Genomic DNA, 15,575 nt, shown 5'->3' with positions numbered 1-15,575 from the left:
TCTCGACTCCTACCCAGGAGTCGCCTGCATGCCGCTGACCTTCCGCCGCGCCCGCCCCGATGATGTCGACGCCGCCATCCCGCTGATCTACAGCTCCGGCCCCGACGCCTTCGACTATGCCTTCGCCCGCCCCGGCCGCAATAGCGCGCAGGACTTCCTGCGCTACGCCTTCGTCCAGGGCGGCGGGCAGTTCGGCTGGCGCCAGCACTGGGTCGGCGAACAGGACGGTAAAGTCGTTACCGCCGGCACGGTGTTCGGCGGCGAGGTGACGCTGGGCTACATGCTTGCGGCCACGCGGCAGATTCTCGGCTATTTCGACCTGGCCGCGCCCGGCGTCATCCGCCGCGGCCTGCAACTGGAAAGGATCATCTGCCCGCCGCCGCGCAGGACGCTGTACCTCGCGCACCTGGGCGTCACGCCGGACCTTCGTGGCGAGGGGCTGGGCAGCCAGCTGATCGAGCACTTCCTGCAGATCGGCCGCAGCAATGGCCTGCCCATGGCGGCGCTGGACGTCTCGGTAGCCAATCCCAAGGCACAGGCGCTCTATGAACGTTTCGGCTTCGAGGTGCAGGTGGAGCGCGTCTCGACGCTGCCGGGCGTCTCCAGCCATCGCTACATGCAGCGCAAGCTCTGAGTTAGACTCGCAGCCAGCCGCCCGCCAGAGGCGGCCCGGCCCATAGAAAACACCGTCGAGAAGCCTGCTCACGCATGAACCAGGAAGGTTGCCCATGAGCACTGCCAGCGTTGAACTGAAAGTCTTCGTCCCCGCCCGCGATTTCGCACTCTCCCAGCAGTTCTACAAGGACCTGGGCTTCAACTCGCCGTGGAGCTCCGAGGAGCTCGCCTACTTCCACCACGGCGACCACTGCGCCTTCCTGCTGCAGAACTACTACGTCAAGGAATTCGCCGAGAACCTGATGCTGCACCTGCTGGTGGAGGACGCCGACGCCTGGTACGCCAAGGTGCGCGACGCCGGCCTCGCCGAGCGCTACGGCGTGCGCCTTGGCGCGCCGGAAGACCAGCTGTGGAAGATGCGCGACTTCACCCTGCACGACCCGAGCGGCGTGCTCTGGCGGATCGGGCACAACCTCGATTGAGTGCCGGATTCACACCATCCCCTCTCCCTGAAGGGAGAGGGCTGGGGAGAGGGGCGAAGCCCGGCCGAAACACCCGAATGACCGAGAGTATCCATTCGCGAGCAAGCTCGCTCCAACAGTGATGCCCCTACTTCAGGTACCAGCCCCAGGGCTGGTCGGAGATGTACTCGGTCACCTGCTTCACCTCCAGGTAGTTCTCCAGCCCCCACACGCCCAGCTCGCGGCCGATACCGCTGTGCTTCATGCCACCCCAGGGCGCCTGGGTGAAGGTGGGTTGCGAGCAGTTGACCCAGACGATCCCCGCACGCAGCCCGTCCGCCACCCGCGCGGCGCGCTGCGGATCGCCGGACATCACCGCGCCGGCCAGGCCGAAGCGGCTGTCGTTGGCCAGGCGCAGGGCCTCGGCCTCGGTCTTGAAGCGCTTCACGCAGAGCACCGGGCCGAAGATTTCCTCGCGCCAGATCAGCGCGTCCTCGGCCGGTTCGTCGAAGATCGCAGGCTCCATGAACCAGCCCTGCTCCAGCCCCGCGGGACGCTTGCCGCCGGTGAGCAGGCGGGCACCGCCGGCGCGGCCCTTGTCGACGAAACTGAGCACCTTCTCGTGCTGCCCCTGGCTGACCAGCGGGCCGAGCAGCACGCCCGGCTCCATGCCGTTGCCGATGCTGATGGCGCGGGTCGCTTCCACCAGACGCTCGATCAGGCGCGGAGCGATGCCCTCCTGCACCAGCAGGCGCGAGGTGGCGCTGCATACCTGGCCCTGGTTCCAGAAGATGCCGAACAGGATCCACTCCACCGCCGCCTCGACATCGCTGTCATCGAAGACGATGAAGGCCGACTTGCCGCCCAGCTCCAGGCTGACGTTCTTGATGTCCTGGGCCGCCGCCGACATGATCCGCGAGCCGGTCGGCACGCTGCCGGTGAAGGCCAGCTTGTCCACGCCCGGATGCTGGCTCAGCGGCCCGCCGGCCTCCGCACCCAGCCCCGGCAGCACATTCAGCACGCCGGCCGGCAAGCCGATGGCGTCCGCCGCGGCGGCCAATTCCAGGGCGCTCAGCGGCGTCAGCTCGGACGGCTTGAGCACACAGGTGGCGCCCGCCGCCAACGCCGGCGCGACCTTCCATGCCGCCATCAGCAGCGGGTAGTTCCAGGGGATGATCTGCCCGGCCACGCCCACCGGTTCCTGGCGGATGCGGCAGCGAAAGCGTTCGTCGGGCAGCGCCAGAATCTGGTCCTGGCGCTCGTCCAGCTCCCGCGCCAGCTCGGCGTAGTAGCGGAAGCAGCCGATGGCGTCGGCCACATCCCACTGCGCCTCGGGCAGCGGCTTGCCGTTGTCGCGCACTTCCAGTTCGGCCAACGAGTCCTGGTTGCGTTCCAGCTCGCCGGCCAGCGCTTCCAGCCATTCGGCGCGCTCGCTGCCGCGGCTCTGCCCCCAGCCACGATTGAACGCTGTACGCGCCGCGCGCACCGCGTGGTCGACGTCTTCCTCGGTGGCCGCCGGCACTTCACGCAGCGGCTGGCCGGTGGCGGGGTCGTAGCTGGTGAAGCGGCCGCCAAGGTCCGGCCTGACCCACTGCCCGTTGATGTAGAGCTGGTCGCGCATCCTCGAGTCTCCTTGAAGTCGGCCCTCAGGCGGCCTGAACGCCGGTGCGGCGGTTCTGCAGGTAGCGGGAGGTGAACAGCAGCGCCAGCGAGGCGCAGATGATCACCGTGGAGATGGCGTTGATCTCCGGCGTGATGCCGCGGCGGATCGACGAGAAGATGTAGATCGGCAGCGTGGTTTCCGAGCCGGCGACGAAGAAGGCGATGATGAAGTCGTCGAAGCTGAAGGTGAACGCCAGCAGGAAGCCGGCGAGGATTGCCGGGGCGATCTGCGGCAAGGTCACGCGCCAGAAGGTGTCCAGCGGCGGCGCGTAGAGATCGGCGGAGGCTTCCAGCAGCGACTTGTCCATCGCCTCGACGCGGGTGCGGACGATCACCATCACCAGCGCCATGGTGAACAGCGAGTGCGCTGCCACCACGGTGCCGAAGCCCATGTTGAGTTTCGGCAGGCCGATATCCAGTAGCGCCAGCAGCGGATTCACCACGTCGAACAGGGTGATGAAGGCAATCAGCGTGGCGATGCCGATGACGATGCCCGGCACGATGATCGCGCAGTAGGTCAGCGCGTCGAACAGCAGGCGCACGCGCTTGCCGACCCGCTGCAGGCCGAACACCGCGAGGGTGCCAAACAGCGTGGCGATCAGCGCCGAGCAGAAGGCGATCAGCGCGCTGTTGCCCAGGGCTTCCATGATGAACGGGTTGCCGAAGGCGCGGCCGAACCACTGCACCGAGCAGCACTGGAAGCTCAGCCCGCTGCGCCCGGCGTTGAAGGCGAAGAGCATGATCAGCGCGATGGGCGCATAGAGGAACAGGTAGACCGAGGTGGAGTAACTGCGCAGCCACATGTCAGAGCACCCCGTCGTTGCGTGAGCCGCCGTAGCGCGCCACGAGTTTCAGATAAACGCCGATGATCACCAGCATCATCGCCACCAGGGTCATTGCCACCGCGCTGCCGAACGGCCAGTTGCGCGATTGCAGGAACAGGTCGACCAGCGCGTTGCCGACAAAGAACACCTTGCCGCCGCCGAGAATCGCCGGGATCAGGAACTCGCCCATGAGCAGGATGAACACCAGCATCACCCCGGTGATCACCCCCGGCGCGGAGAGCGGCAGGGTCACCCGGCGGAAGGTCTCGAAGGCGCTGGCGCCGAGGTCGCCGGAGGCTTCCAGCAGGCGTTTGTCGAGCTTCTCCAGGGTCACGTAGATGGGGAACACCATCAGCGGCAGGTAGCCGTAGACGATGCCGATCAGCACCGCGTAGGGCGTGTTGATCAGCCGCACGTCGGCAATGCCGAAGCTCTCCAGCAGCGCGGGAATGCCGCGACCGCTGAGGATGAAGATCCAGGCATAGGTGCGGATCAGGAAGCTGGTCCAGAACGGCACGATGACCAGCGTGAGCAGCAGCGACTTGTTGCGTCGCACCTTCACCGCCAGGAAGTAAGCCAGCGGGTAGGCCGCCAGCAGGCAGGCCAGGGTGCCCAGCGGCGCCAGGGTCAGGGTGTTCCAGAAGGCCTGGGCGCGGGAACCGAGGTTCAGGTAGTTCTCCAGCGTCAGCCCGCCGCCATAACCACCCACGGCGCTGCGTTCGCCGAAGCTGAAGACCAGGATGATCACCAGCGGCATCAGCAGCAGTAGCAGGAACCACAGGGTGGACGGCAGGAGCAGCAGGAGCGTGACGCGCCGGCCGAGGCTTTTCGCGCGCGAAACCGCGGGCGTCGCCTGGGTCTGCGGCAACGGGGCGCTGACAGCGATGTTCATGTTCGATTCCCTACGCATGGAGTTACGCAGTTCCCCTGTAGGAGCGAGGGGGGCGCCTAGCCCTTGCTCGCGAAAGAATTCACCGGCAGCTCGGGAGCTGGGCGATTCGCGAGCAAGCTCGCTCCTACAGGGAGACCTTCCTCAGGCGGCCTTGAACCGCGCCATCAGTTCGGCGCGCACCGGGCTGGTAAGGGTCGCCGCGGCGCCGAACTCCAGCGGCGACAGACGCTCGGCCGCCGGGTACATGATCGGGTCGTCGAGCATTTCCTTGGAGAGCAGCGCGTCGACGCGCTTGTCGCCGCTCGGGTAGCCGTGGGAGAGCACCTCCAGCTTGTTGTGCGGCGGGTCGAGCAGATAGTTGATGAAGGCGTAGGCGGCATCCTTGTGCTCGGCACTCTTGGGGATGGCGAAGAAGTCGCTCCAGATCTCGCCGCCCTCCTTGCCCAGCACGAAGGTCATGTCCGGGTTGTCGCGGTGCAGTTGGGAAGCATCGCCGGTCCAGGCCATGGCCATCCAGGCATCGCCGTTGCGCAGCGAGGGCTGGATGTCGGAGTTGATCGCGAACAGGTGCGGCTTGGCCTGGATCAGCAGCTTCTCGGCCTCGGCCAGCTCCTTCGGGTCCAGCGAGTTGAAGCTGTAGCCGTAGTACTTGAGCGCGTTGCCGATAGCGGTGAGCTGGTAGTCGTGGACGATGGTGCGGCCCGAGGCGCTGGTCAGGGTGAGGTCCCAGAACTGTTTCCAGGAATCCGGGCTGCCCTTCACGCGGCTGGCGTCGTAGACGATGCCGGTGGTACCCCAGTTCTTCGGCACCGCGTAGACCTTGCCGTCCACCGTGCCCTGGGCCATGAAGCGTTCCTCGAAGGCCTTGGGGTCGAAGTTGGGGATGCGCGAGAGGTCCAGCGGCTCGATCAGCCCGAGCTGCACGTAGGTACTGATGGTGTAGTTGGTCGGCACGAAGACGTCCCAGCCGCTGCCGCCGGCCTGCAGCTTGGCGAGCATCTCCTCGTTGGAGCCGAACACGTTCATCTGTACGCGGGCGCCAGTGGCCTTGGCGAAGGCGTCGAAGTTCTCCTGGCTGTGGTAGTTCGGCCAGGTGGCCAGGGCCAGACGGTCGCCGATATTGCTGCCCTCGGTCGCGTAGGCCTTGCCGGTCAGCAGACCGGGAGTGTTGGCGGCGACCACCGCCATCGCCAGGCCGAGGCCGGTCTTGCCGAGGAAATCGCGCCGCGTGATGGAGCCGTTTTCCCAGCTGCGCATCGTCTTGATGAAGTTCTTCTTGTCCATCGTCACTCCCCGCCTGTCTGCTGATTTTTCTGGTTAGGGTTGGATCGTTTTCAGAGCGCCATGGCCAGGCCGCTGGCCTGGTTCCAGCCGACCTGCACCGGCGCGCCGTGCTCGAAGGCTTCCGCCTCGCCGCCGGCCTTGCGCGGCACGCGCACGCAAACAATGCCGAAGGCGTCGGTGCGCACGCGGTATTCGGTGAGGTTGCCCAGGTAGATGCGGTCTTCGACGCGGCCCTTCAGGCGCACTTCGCGCTGCAGCTCCGAATCGGCGGCGGCGATGCCGACCAGTTCGGGGCGCACGGCGATGCAGCCTTCGGCCTGGGGCGAGAGCGAGGGACCGGTGGGTGTCGGCGGGCTGCTCAGTTCCAGCCCGGCCGGCGTGCCCAGCACCACACGGCCGGAATCGAGGCGGCGGACGGTGCCGGCGAACAGGTTGGACTCACCGATAAAGTCCGCCACGTAGCGGCTCGCCGGGGTCTCGTAGAGTGCTTCGGGGGTGGCGGTCTGGATGATCAGGCCGTCCTTCATGATGCTGATGCTGTCGCTCATCGACAGCGCCTCTTCCTGGTCGTGGGTGACCAGCACGAAGGTGATGCCGACCTCGCGCTGCAGGCGCAGCAGTTCCGACTGCATCTCCTTGCGCAGCTTGCGGTCCAGCGCCGCCAGCGGCTCGTCGAGCAGCAGCACGGTGGGCTTGTTCACCAGCGCGCGGGCCAGCGCCACGCGCTGCTGCTGGCCGCCGGAAAGCTCGTGGGGCTTGCGTGTGCCGAAGCCGGACAGGCGCACCATCTCCAGCGCCTCGTCAGCCATGCGACGCTGCTGCGCGCGGTCCGGGCGCGGCGTGCGATAGCGCAGGCCGTAGGCGATGTTCTCGGCCACCGTCAGGTGCGGGAACAGCGCGTAGTGCTGGAACACCATGTTCACTGCACGCTGGTGCGCCGGCACCCCTGCCACTGCCTGGCCGGCCAGCAGGACCTCGCCTTCGCTGGGCTGCTCGAAGCCGGCGATCATCCGCAGGGTGGTGGTCTTGCCGCAGCCGGAGCTGCCGAGGAAGGAATGGAAAGCGCCGCGCTTGACCTTGAAGCTCAGCCCGTTGACCGCCGGCACGCTGCCATAGCGCTTGACCACGTTACGGAACTCGATATCGACATCCTGACCGCTTTCCATCACCGCGCTCCCACCTTGTTCTTGTTGGTGGTCACGCTAGCAATGGGGCTTTCGGGGTGTATATATCCCTCGGGGGATAGATGGCGGGATTGGTTCTCTCGGCGCGCGATCGCGGGACAGGAATCCCCTGCAGGACCGAGGGGGCGCCCGGCCCTTGCTCGCGAATCGCCCAGCGCCGGAGTTATCGGGGAGCCCGTTCGCGAGCAAGCTCGCTCCTACAAAAGAGCTACCCGGTTCAGCCGACTGCGCGCATCCCACCCGCCACATCGCGTCCGGCCAACTCGCGGATGAACAGCCCGAGCAGCTCCGACTGGCTGCCGATGCCGAGCTTGGCGTAGATGTTCTTGCGGTGGATCTTCACCGTGCCTGGGCTGATATCCAGCTGCTCCGCTACCGAGGCGCTGGAGTGCCCGCGCAGCAGCAGCTGGACGATCTCCTGCTCGCGGGGCGTGAGCAGCTGGGCGCCGAACTGGTCGAAGGCCTCGCGGATCTGGTAGTCCAGGTCCTGCGCCGGACGCGGCTGCGCGCGGCGCAGTTCCCAGGCTTCGCGCACCACCTGCTCGACCACCGGCCGCGCACATTCGAGCAGCTGCATCTCGTCGCGGCTGTAGGCGGGGCTCGATGTCTTGCGCATCAGCGAGAGCACAGCGGTGGCGCCGTCGGCCAGGTCGACGAAGAAGGCGATCTCCTCGGTCAGGCCGGTCTGCTGGTAGTAGGTCTGGTAGTACTCGCCCACGTAGAAGTGGTCCGGCGCGAACTGCCGCAGGCGCCACAGCCCCGGCGCCTGGTGGCGGGTGCAGGCGAGGTAGAAGGGATCGAGCAGGTAGGGGCCGACCTGGTAGTCCTCGACGTAGACGTGGCGAATGTCGGCCGGGAAGGTGTCGAACAGGTCCAGTGGGCGGTGGTTGCCTTCGTAGACGAAGAGCACGAAGTTATCCACCGCACAGACCTGCTGCAGCCACTGGCTGAGGCCGAGCAGGCGCGGACGACCGGCGGCCAGCGGGAGCAGATGGGCGACTCCGCCGGTCCAGGCTTTGAGTTCCTTGTGGCGCATGGGCTGTCGTTCTTGTTGTGTGCGCGATGGGCACACTATAGGCGTTCGGGATTCCACACGGAAATGCAGCTTTTGCGCCACACCCCACAAGACCCCGCCACGCCTGGGGAAAGCCCCGACTCAGCCCTCGGCGGCGCACCGCGATGAAGCAGGCGCGCGCCTTAACGGCTCAGGGGCGGCGACCGCCCTTGCCGGCCGGCTTTCCAGAAGAGAGTTTTCCAGAAGACGGCTTGCCACCTGCCGGTTTGCCGCCAAGGCCGAACCCCGGCGCCTTGCGCACCGCCTTGACCTGCGGCTTGTCGTCCAGCAGCGAGCCCAGGTGGACCTTGCCCGGTTTGCCTTCGGGCACCTTGGATTGCTTGGGCTTCTTCGGCTTTTTGGTTATCTGGCCGCCGGGGGCGGTGACGGGCACCCGGTGTTCCGCCTCGAAGCCATCTTCTTCCTGGCGCTGCAAAGTCTGGCCGATCAGCGTCTCGATGGCCGCCAGCTGCTGCACTTCGTCGGCGCAGACCAGCGAGATCGCCTGCCCGCTGGCGCCGGCGCGACCGGTACGGCCGATGCGGTGCACGTAGTCTTCGGGGACGATGGGCAGGTCGAAGTTGACCACCAGCGGCATTTCCTCGATATCCAGGCCGCGGGCAGCAACGTCGGTGGCAATCAGGAAGTCCACTTCGCCGGCCTTGAACCGCGCCAGCGCGCGCAGGCGCGATGGCTGCGGCTTGTCGCCGTGGATCGAGTCGGCGCGGATGCCTGCTTTCTGCAACAGGCCAACCAGCTCATCGACGCCCTTGCGGGTCTTGGCGAACACCAAGGCCTGGCGCCAACCCTGCTCCCGCATCAGGTGCAGGAACAGCTCGGCCTTGCGTTTCTTGTCCACGGTGAGCAGGTGCTGCTTCACCGTTTTCGCCGCCGTATTGCGCGGCGCCACGTCGATGGTCAGCGGGTCGCGCAGCAACTCGCGGGCCATCTGGCGGATGGCATCGGAGAAGGTCGCGGAGAACAGCAGAGTCTGCCGACGCCGGGGCAGCGCGGCGAAGACTTCGTCCAGCTCGCGGGCGAAGCCCAGGTCGAGCATGCGGTCGGCTTCGTCGAGCACCAGCGCCTGCAGCTGGGTGAACTTCAGGGCGTTCTGCCGATACAGATCGAGCAGGCGACCGGGCGTGGCCACCAGCACGTCGACACCCTTGCGCAGCTTCATCATCTGCGGGTTGATGCTGACCCCGCCGTATGCCACGGCGGTACGCAGCGGCACGTGCTGGCCGTAGGCGCGGAAGCTCTCGTGGACCTGCTCGGCCAGCTCGCGGGTCGGCACCAGCACCAGTGCGCGAATGGAATTGGCCGCCACCTGCGGGCCTTCCTGCAACAGTTTCTGCAACAGCGGCAAGGCGAAACCGGCGGTCTTGCCGGTACCGGTCTGCGCGGCGGCGAGCAGATCACGCCCCTTGAGCACGGCCGGGATGGCCTGGGCCTGCACCGCCGTCGGGTTCTGGTAGCCGAGCCCGTCGAGGGCGCGCAGGAGAGGATCGATCAGGCCGAGGGTGGCGAAGGTCATGGAGCGCTCGCAGAAACGAATCAGAATGGGCGGCATTGTAGCCGCAAGGGTCAGGAACGCAGCAGCAGTGCGCCTTCGATGGGCACGTAGCGGCTGGCCGCGCGGATCAGTGCCTGGGCGGTGAGGCCCGGCACGCCGTAGGCGGTGGCATCGGTGCCGCCGGCGCGGACGCGGTCCAGGAGCAGGTCGAAGTCACCGTCGCCGGAAGCCAGCACGACTTCGTCCACATTCGGCGCGGCGTCGAGGATGTCGATGGTGATGCCCACGTCCCAGTCGCCCTTGGCCGAGCCGTCGGCGCGCTGGATGTAGGGCTTGAGCTTCACGGTGAAGCCGAGCTTGCGCAGGATCTGCTGGAACTGCTGCTGCTTCGCGTCACCCCGGTCGATGGCATAGGCGTAGGCCTGGACGATGTTGCCCTGGGCGCTCAGCTCGGCCCATAGGGCGGCGTAGTTGAAGTGGCAGCCGTAGGCCTGACGCACGGTGTAGTAGAGGTTCTGCACGTCGGCGAACAGGGCGATGGTCTTCAACGGTGACTCCGGGACTCGAACAGCGGGGGCGCATTATCGGCACAGCGGCGCGCCCCCGCCAGTCCCGGCGGGCGGGCGGCTCAGCTGAACATGTCGCCGTCGTCGCCGCCGAAGAAGCCGGAGTCGTCGCCCAAGCTGCCACCGTCGTCGTAGTTGGCGTCACTGAAGTTGCTGTCGGCATAGCGGTCGCCGCCGCCAAAGGAGTCGTCCGTCCGCGAGTCGTCGAAGCTCGAAGGTTCCGGCTGCACCGGCTGTTCCTGGATCACTTCGACGATTTCCTGCGGCTGGTTGTGGTGGAACATGCTGGTCAGCAGGTCCGCCACCATCACCCCGCCGGCCACGCCCGCGGCGGTCTGCAGCGCACCGCGCATGAAGCCACCGCCCTGCGGTGCGGCTTGCGCCGGCTGTGCGGGGCGGAAGTCGTTGGGATTGCCGGCCGCAGGATTGTTGGCGTACGCCGCATTGCCGCCGGGCTGCGAGAAACGCGTCTGGCCCCAGCCGTCCGGGCGCTGCTGCGGTTGCGCCGGGCGCTGCTCCTGGCTCTGACCGCCGCCGAACAGCCCGGCGAGGAAGCCGCCGCTGCTCGGGCGCTGCTCCTGAGCCCTGGCCTGCTGCGCTTCGAGTTCCTTGACGCGCTGGTCCAGGCGTTTGATCGCCGCTTCCTGGATCAGCATCGCCTGGGCCATGTAGTAGGGCGCGGCCGGCTGCTGCACCAGGTGCCTGTTGATCTGTGCCTCGGCGTCGGCGTCACGGGGCGCGGTCTGCGACTCGGCGTCACGCAGGCGGGTGAACAGACCATCGATCAGGGATTGCTCTTCGGAATTCATGACAGGCCTCGAGTGAGCGGGTGAATCAAAACGGATCGCTGAAGCGAAACATTGGATCGGGTCGGAAAAAAACAAGTTCCGGTCACAGAATTCTTGCGCCTTCTATCTGAGGGTTTGCTTAAGTTAGAGTCGAAGCCCTCGGACAGTATCGGGTTACTGATGAATCCCCTTTCCATCCTCCGCGACACCTGGTTCTTCTTCTCCCGTCATCTGGGCACCCTGGTGCCGCTGTGCCTGCCGTGGATCGTCATCGAGACACTGGTGCAGCAGCAAATCAACGTCGCCGCCGGCTCGCAGAACATCGCGCCCTGGGGCATGGCTGCGGGCCTGGTGTTCTACCCGATCTACACCGCCAGCCTGATCCTCTACATGATCGACGCGGGCGAAGGTATCGAGCGCAGCGTGCGCGAACTGTGGAGCGCAGCGTTGCGCCTGTGGCCGGCTTTCGCCCTGCTCTCGGCGATCACCTCGCTGCTGATCGTGATCGGCCTGTACCTGATGGTGCTGCCGGGCATCTTCGTGATGATCAAGCTGGCCTTCGCCGAATTCCTCCTGGTGCAGCGCGGCCGCGCGCCCATCGACGCGATGCGCGAGAGCTTCAGCCTGACCACCGGGCATTTCTTCCTGCTGCTGATCACCTCCCTGGCCATCCTCGCGCCGGTGTGGATCGCCGAAGGCTGGATCACCGAGGCCGGCCAGGACGCGCCGGTACTCAGCGTCGCGCTGCACTCGCTGAGCGGGTTCTTCCAGCTGCTGCTGACGGTGGCCGCCTACCGCATCTTCATCCTGCTTGGCCGCGAGGCCGCCTGAGCGGCAGCAAGTCGCAACAAATCCCCCGGCACGTCGAGCGCCGGGGTTCTACGCTGGAGTCTCCTTTCCCCGAGTATGGAGACTCGCCGTGAGCGACTTCCCGCCCAGCTGCCTCTCGCACATTTCCATCGGCACCAACGACTACCCGCGCGCCAAGGCGTTTTACGACGCCGTGCTGCCCACCCTGGGCTGCCAACAGATCATGGAGCACCCCGGCGCGGTGGCCTATGGCCGCGCCTTCCCGGAGTTCTGGCTGCAGACGCCCATCGACGGGCGCCCCGCCAGCGTCGGCAACGGCACGCACTTCGGCTTCATGGCCAATTCCCGCGAGGAAGTGGACGCGTTCTATCGCGCCGCGATAGCCGCCGGCGCCACCGACGAGGGCGCCCCCGGCCCGCGCCCGCTCTATGGCGATCCGTACTACGGCTGCTTCATCCGCGACCTGGACGGGCACAAGATCGAGGCGTCGTTCTGGGACATGGCGCTGGCAGGCGGTGGTTTCGACACGCACTCGCATTGATCTGAACCGATCTTCGTCAAGGGCATTTCCGGCTGGCCGCTGTGTTCATCGTTCTGCCCAATGGTCCCCTCTCCCGCTTGCGGGGGAGGGTTAGGGAGGGGACGGGCTCACGCCCGGCGATGCAGTTCCACGGGGAGTGCCCTCTCCCCAACCCTGGCTGCGCGCTCCGCTCCGAAGGGAGAGGGAGCAAGAGCCCCCGGACATTCAGTTTCCCGGCCTGAGCCCCGACATCTTCGGTACCAGCAGCTTCTCGAACAGCCGCGGGAAGAAGCGCGCCAGCAGCCTCGCCCGCCAGTTGACGTTGGACAGCACCAGCAACCGCCGGCGGCGCAATGCGCCCTGGTAGATTGCCTCGGCCACGTCGCGCGGCGAGGCGACCTCCGCGCCCAGCACCAGCGCCGGCTGCCGGATCACCGAGCCGTCGCCCACCAGCGCGTTCTTGCGCAGGTCGGTGGCAGTGAAGCCGGGGCATGCCAGGGTGATTGCCACACCGGTGCCGTCCAGCTCCATGCGCAACGTGTCGAACAGGCCGTGCAGCGCATGCTTGCTGGCGTTGTAGGCGCTGCGGTAGAGCAGCGGCGCGAAGCCGGTCAACGAACTGAGCACGACGATCTGCCCACGCCGCGCCAGCAGGCTGGGCAAGGCCGCCTGGGTGCAGTGCAGCGCGCCATAGAAATTCACCGCCATCACCCGGCGGAAGACTGCCAGCTCGGTCTCGATGAACAGGCTGCGGTGGGTGATGCCGGCGTTGTTCACCAGCACGTCGATACCGCCGAAGCGCTCGACCGCCAGTGCCACCGAGCGCTGCACCGCCTCGGCATCGGCGATGTCGCAGCGCAGGCCAAGGGCCTCGACGTTCAGGTGTTCGCGCAGGTGCTGCACCAGGCTGTCCAGCGCCGCCTGGTCAAGGTCGAGGATCACCGGATGGGCCCCGGCCCGGGCGAAGCGCAGCACCAGGGCGCGGCCGATGCCGGAGCAGCCGCCGCTGACCAGCACAACCTTGCGTCGGTAGACGGGATGGGAGAAGAGCTTGCTCGACATGGCAGCCTCCCGGAGCGCGCGGGTGCGAAACAGCATCCTGCGAACTACGTCTCACAAGGTTTCAGGATTATTCCCACACTAAACACAGAGATGAAATACGAAGTCACAGCCACTATCCTCTGGTCCCAACAAGCATAGCCCCTGGTCACCCATGAGCCTCTCGCTTCGCCGTCGCGCCCTGTTCCTGCTGTTCATCGTCCTGCTGCTCGCCCTCTCCGCCGCCGCCTGGCTGCTGGCCTGGCACCCCGCCGAGCGCGAAAGCGTCGCCGCCCAGTGCCGCGCGCCCGCGCCGCAACTGCAGCCGGGCCAGGCACTGAAGGTGATGACCTGGAACGTCCAGTACCTGGCCGGCAAGCGCTACATCTTCTGGGACGACCTGCCCGACACCACCGGCCCGGACGACAGCCCCAGCCCCGAAGACATCGCCTACAGCCTCGACGAGGTGGTACGGGTGATCCGCGACGAGGCTCCGGACATCGTCCTGCTGCAGGAAGTGGACGACGGCGCCGCCGCCACCGGCAAGCAGGACCAGCAGGCGCTGATCGGCGACCGCCTGGCCGACCTTTATCCCTGCTCCAGCGCCGCCTTCGACTGGAAGGCACGCTTCGATCCCAATCCCCATGTGTTCGGTAGCGCCGGGCGCAAGCTGGTGACCTTCAGCCGCTTCCAGATCGCCAGCAGCGAGCGCATCGCCCTGCCGCAGCGTTCATCCATCCCGCTGCTGCATCTGTTCGCCCCGCAACCGGCGCTGTTGCAGAGCGACCTGCCGATCCGCGGTGGCGGCCAGCTCAGCGTGATCAACACGCGCCTGGAACGCCCCAACGGCGACGACACCCCGCAGCGCCAGGTGGAAGCCGTCGAGGCCCAGCTGAACTCCCTGCAGGCCGCGGGCCGCCCCTGGCTGCTGGGTGGCGATCTCGGCCTGCTGCCGCTTGGCCAGTATCCCTACCTGCCGGAAGTGCTGCGCGCGCCCTATCGCGCCAACAGTGAACTGAACCTGCTGGCAGCGCGCTTCCCGGTGATCCCGGCGGTGGAAGAGTCCAGTGGCGCCGACCAGGAGAACTGGTACACGCATTTCCCCAACGATCCGCGCGTGCACAAACCCGACCGCACCCTCGACTACCTGTTCCACAGCCCCAGCCTGAACCGTCTGGAGGCCGGCGTACGCGCCCACGACACCCTGCGCATCTCCAATCACCTGCCGCTTTCCGCACGTTTCCTGCTGCCCCACTGAGCGCTTCGGCACAACGCCGCCGGAGGAAGCTGGACAAGTGCGAGGCGGCGGTCGCATGCTCGGCCCGCTTCGAACAAAAACGATAACGAGCACCCAGGCCATCCATGCATTTGCGCCGTCTCGCCGGGCTGATCCTCGCCCTCCTCTGCCTCAACGCCCTGGCCGTCGACCGACCCACGCTGGCCGACCGCCTGCCGCGCCCACTGCCGGCGCTGACGGTGGGCTACTACGAATTCCCGCCCTATACCTATACCGCCCCGGATGGCAGCACCCGCGGCAGCGGTGCCGAAATGGTCCGGCGCATCCTGCTCAAGGCCGGCTACCGCGCCGACTTCCGCCCACTGCCCAGCGCCCGCCTGTACCTGGGCCTGCAGGACGGCAGCGTGCAGCTCTGGGCCGGCGCACCCGGCAAGCAGGAACTGGCGGGCAGCACGCTGGAGTGCGAGCGCGTGCTGGGCCACGTCGAGCTGAACCTCTACCGCCTGCCCTCGCGGCCCTCGCCCGAAGTGCCCGAGGGCCTGACCGGCAGCCGGGTCATCCTCATCAGCGGCTACAGCTACTGGCGGCCGATCACCGACCTGCTCGCCGACCCGGCGCTGAAGCTGGAGCTGCACCGCACCAGCACCCACACCGCAGCGCTGCAGATGCTCGAACGCGGTCGCGGCGACTACCTGATCGACTACCAGACGCCGGTAGAGCAGGCGCGCCAGGAGCTCAACATGGCGCCACTGGCCTTCGACAACCTGTACAGCGTGCCGACCAAGCTGATCGTCTCGCGCCACGCGCCCGACGCCGAAGGGCTGCGCGCACAGCTGGACCATGCCTACGACGAATTGCAGGCGGCAGGTTACGAGATGAAGTTGCCCTGACCGGGAAGACCGCTATCGCGTAGGTCCGCAGACACAAGCGGACTCCGTCCGCGATCGGCTCCGCTTCGCACAGAAACATCGCGGATGAATCCGCTCCTACCCGACAGTCCTGTACTCGGATCAGCCCTCACCCTCTCCCAGAGGGAGAGGGGACCGTTCGGTGCAGGATGAAACCTTGGTGCCCGCCGGCACGGGCGGCTCCCTCTCCCTCTGGGAGAGGGCTGCGGTGAGGGAAGG

Annotated in this window: 16 protein-coding genes; 6 read left to right on the top strand and 10 right to left on the bottom strand. The window is 67.0% G+C overall.

Going from position 1 to position 15,575, the window contains the following annotated elements:
- Nucleotides 1-28: 28 nt before the first annotated feature.
- Complete coding sequence (locus LDJ84_RS04135) at nt 29-634, top strand: GNAT family N-acetyltransferase (protein WP_226045937.1); 606 nt, start codon at nt 29-31, stop codon at nt 632-634.
- Nucleotides 635-728: 94 nt separating this feature from the next.
- On the top strand, nt 729-1,097 hold the full coding sequence (locus tag LDJ84_RS04130; RefSeq protein WP_226045936.1) for a VOC family protein: 369 nt from the start codon (nt 729-731) through the stop codon (nt 1,095-1,097).
- 127 nt (nt 1,098-1,224) lie between these two features.
- Here LDJ84_RS04130 and LDJ84_RS04125 read toward each other — a convergent pair whose 3' ends face one another.
- From LDJ84_RS04125 to LDJ84_RS04085, 9 genes are all read right to left on the bottom strand, one after another.
- Nucleotides 1,225-2,697: an aldehyde dehydrogenase family protein gene (locus LDJ84_RS04125; RefSeq protein ID WP_226045935.1), complete on the bottom strand. Its 1,473-nt coding sequence runs from the start codon at nt 2,695-2,697 to the stop codon at nt 1,225-1,227.
- 25 nt (nt 2,698-2,722) lie between these two features.
- On the bottom strand, nt 2,723-3,541 hold the full coding sequence (locus tag LDJ84_RS04120; protein WP_024764643.1) for an ABC transporter permease: 819 nt from the start codon (nt 3,539-3,541) through the stop codon (nt 2,723-2,725).
- Between the two features lies 1 nt (nt 3,542).
- Complete coding sequence (locus tag LDJ84_RS04115) at nt 3,543-4,454, bottom strand: ABC transporter permease (protein WP_024764642.1); 912 nt, start codon at nt 4,452-4,454, stop codon at nt 3,543-3,545.
- 141 nt (nt 4,455-4,595) lie between these two features.
- Nucleotides 4,596-5,738, bottom strand: a complete 1,143-nt coding sequence (locus tag LDJ84_RS04110; protein WP_226045934.1) for an ABC transporter substrate-binding protein — start codon at nt 5,736-5,738, stop codon at nt 4,596-4,598.
- 50 nt (nt 5,739-5,788) lie between these two features.
- The gene (locus LDJ84_RS04105) at nt 5,789-6,904 is read right to left on the bottom strand and encodes an ABC transporter ATP-binding protein (protein WP_065086614.1); all 1,116 of its coding nucleotides are present in this window, start codon (nt 6,902-6,904) and stop codon (nt 5,789-5,791) included.
- Nucleotides 6,905-7,139: 235 nt separating this feature from the next.
- Complete coding sequence (locus LDJ84_RS04100) at nt 7,140-7,958, bottom strand: helix-turn-helix transcriptional regulator (RefSeq protein ID WP_226045933.1); 819 nt, start codon at nt 7,956-7,958, stop codon at nt 7,140-7,142.
- Nucleotides 7,959-8,127: 169 nt separating this feature from the next.
- On the bottom strand, nt 8,128-9,510 hold the full coding sequence (locus LDJ84_RS04095; RefSeq protein ID WP_226045932.1) for a DEAD/DEAH box helicase: 1,383 nt from the start codon (nt 9,508-9,510) through the stop codon (nt 8,128-8,130).
- 50 nt (nt 9,511-9,560) lie between these two features.
- Entirely contained in the window at nt 9,561-10,037 is a 477-nt protein-coding gene (locus LDJ84_RS04090; protein WP_024764639.1) for an NYN domain-containing protein, read from the bottom strand.
- A gap of 80 nt (nt 10,038-10,117) precedes the next feature.
- Entirely contained in the window at nt 10,118-10,864 is a 747-nt protein-coding gene (locus LDJ84_RS04085; protein WP_169888556.1) for a DUF2076 domain-containing protein, read from the bottom strand.
- A gap of 159 nt (nt 10,865-11,023) precedes the next feature.
- Between LDJ84_RS04085 and LDJ84_RS04080 the strand changes: the two genes are divergently transcribed.
- The gene (locus LDJ84_RS04080) at nt 11,024-11,674 is read left to right on the top strand and encodes a YciC family protein (protein ID WP_038803593.1); all 651 of its coding nucleotides are present in this window, start codon (nt 11,024-11,026) and stop codon (nt 11,672-11,674) included.
- 88 nt (nt 11,675-11,762) lie between these two features.
- Nucleotides 11,763-12,194 carry a VOC family protein gene (locus LDJ84_RS04075; protein WP_065086617.1) on the top strand — a complete coding sequence of 144 codons (432 nt, stop codon included), beginning with the start codon at nt 11,763-11,765 and terminating at the stop codon, nt 12,192-12,194.
- A 204-nt stretch (nt 12,195-12,398) separates the two neighbouring features.
- On the opposite strand, the gene LDJ84_RS04070 is transcribed toward LDJ84_RS04075, so the two are convergent.
- Complete coding sequence (locus tag LDJ84_RS04070; RefSeq protein ID WP_226045931.1) at nt 12,399-13,235, bottom strand: SDR family oxidoreductase; 837 nt, start codon at nt 13,233-13,235, stop codon at nt 12,399-12,401.
- Nucleotides 13,236-13,386: 151 nt separating this feature from the next.
- Here LDJ84_RS04070 and LDJ84_RS04065 point away from each other — a divergent pair, with 151 nt between their 5' ends.
- Together LDJ84_RS04065 and LDJ84_RS04060 are read left to right on the top strand one after the other, a co-directional pair.
- On the top strand, nt 13,387-14,469 hold the full coding sequence (locus LDJ84_RS04065) for an endonuclease/exonuclease/phosphatase family protein (RefSeq protein WP_065086618.1): 1,083 nt from the start codon (nt 13,387-13,389) through the stop codon (nt 14,467-14,469).
- Between the two features lie 104 nt (nt 14,470-14,573).
- Nucleotides 14,574-15,338, top strand: a complete 765-nt coding sequence (locus tag LDJ84_RS04060) for a substrate-binding periplasmic protein (RefSeq protein WP_226045930.1) — start codon at nt 14,574-14,576, stop codon at nt 15,336-15,338.
- Nucleotides 15,339-15,575: the final 237 nt, after the last annotated feature.

The organism is Pseudomonas sp. HS-18, assembly GCF_020401845.1.
Classification (GTDB): domain Bacteria; phylum Pseudomonadota; class Gammaproteobacteria; order Pseudomonadales; family Pseudomonadaceae; genus Pseudomonas; species Pseudomonas nitroreducens.
The sequence above is the reverse complement of the archived record's forward strand: the minus strand, read 5'-3'. Positions and strand labels throughout refer to the sequence as shown.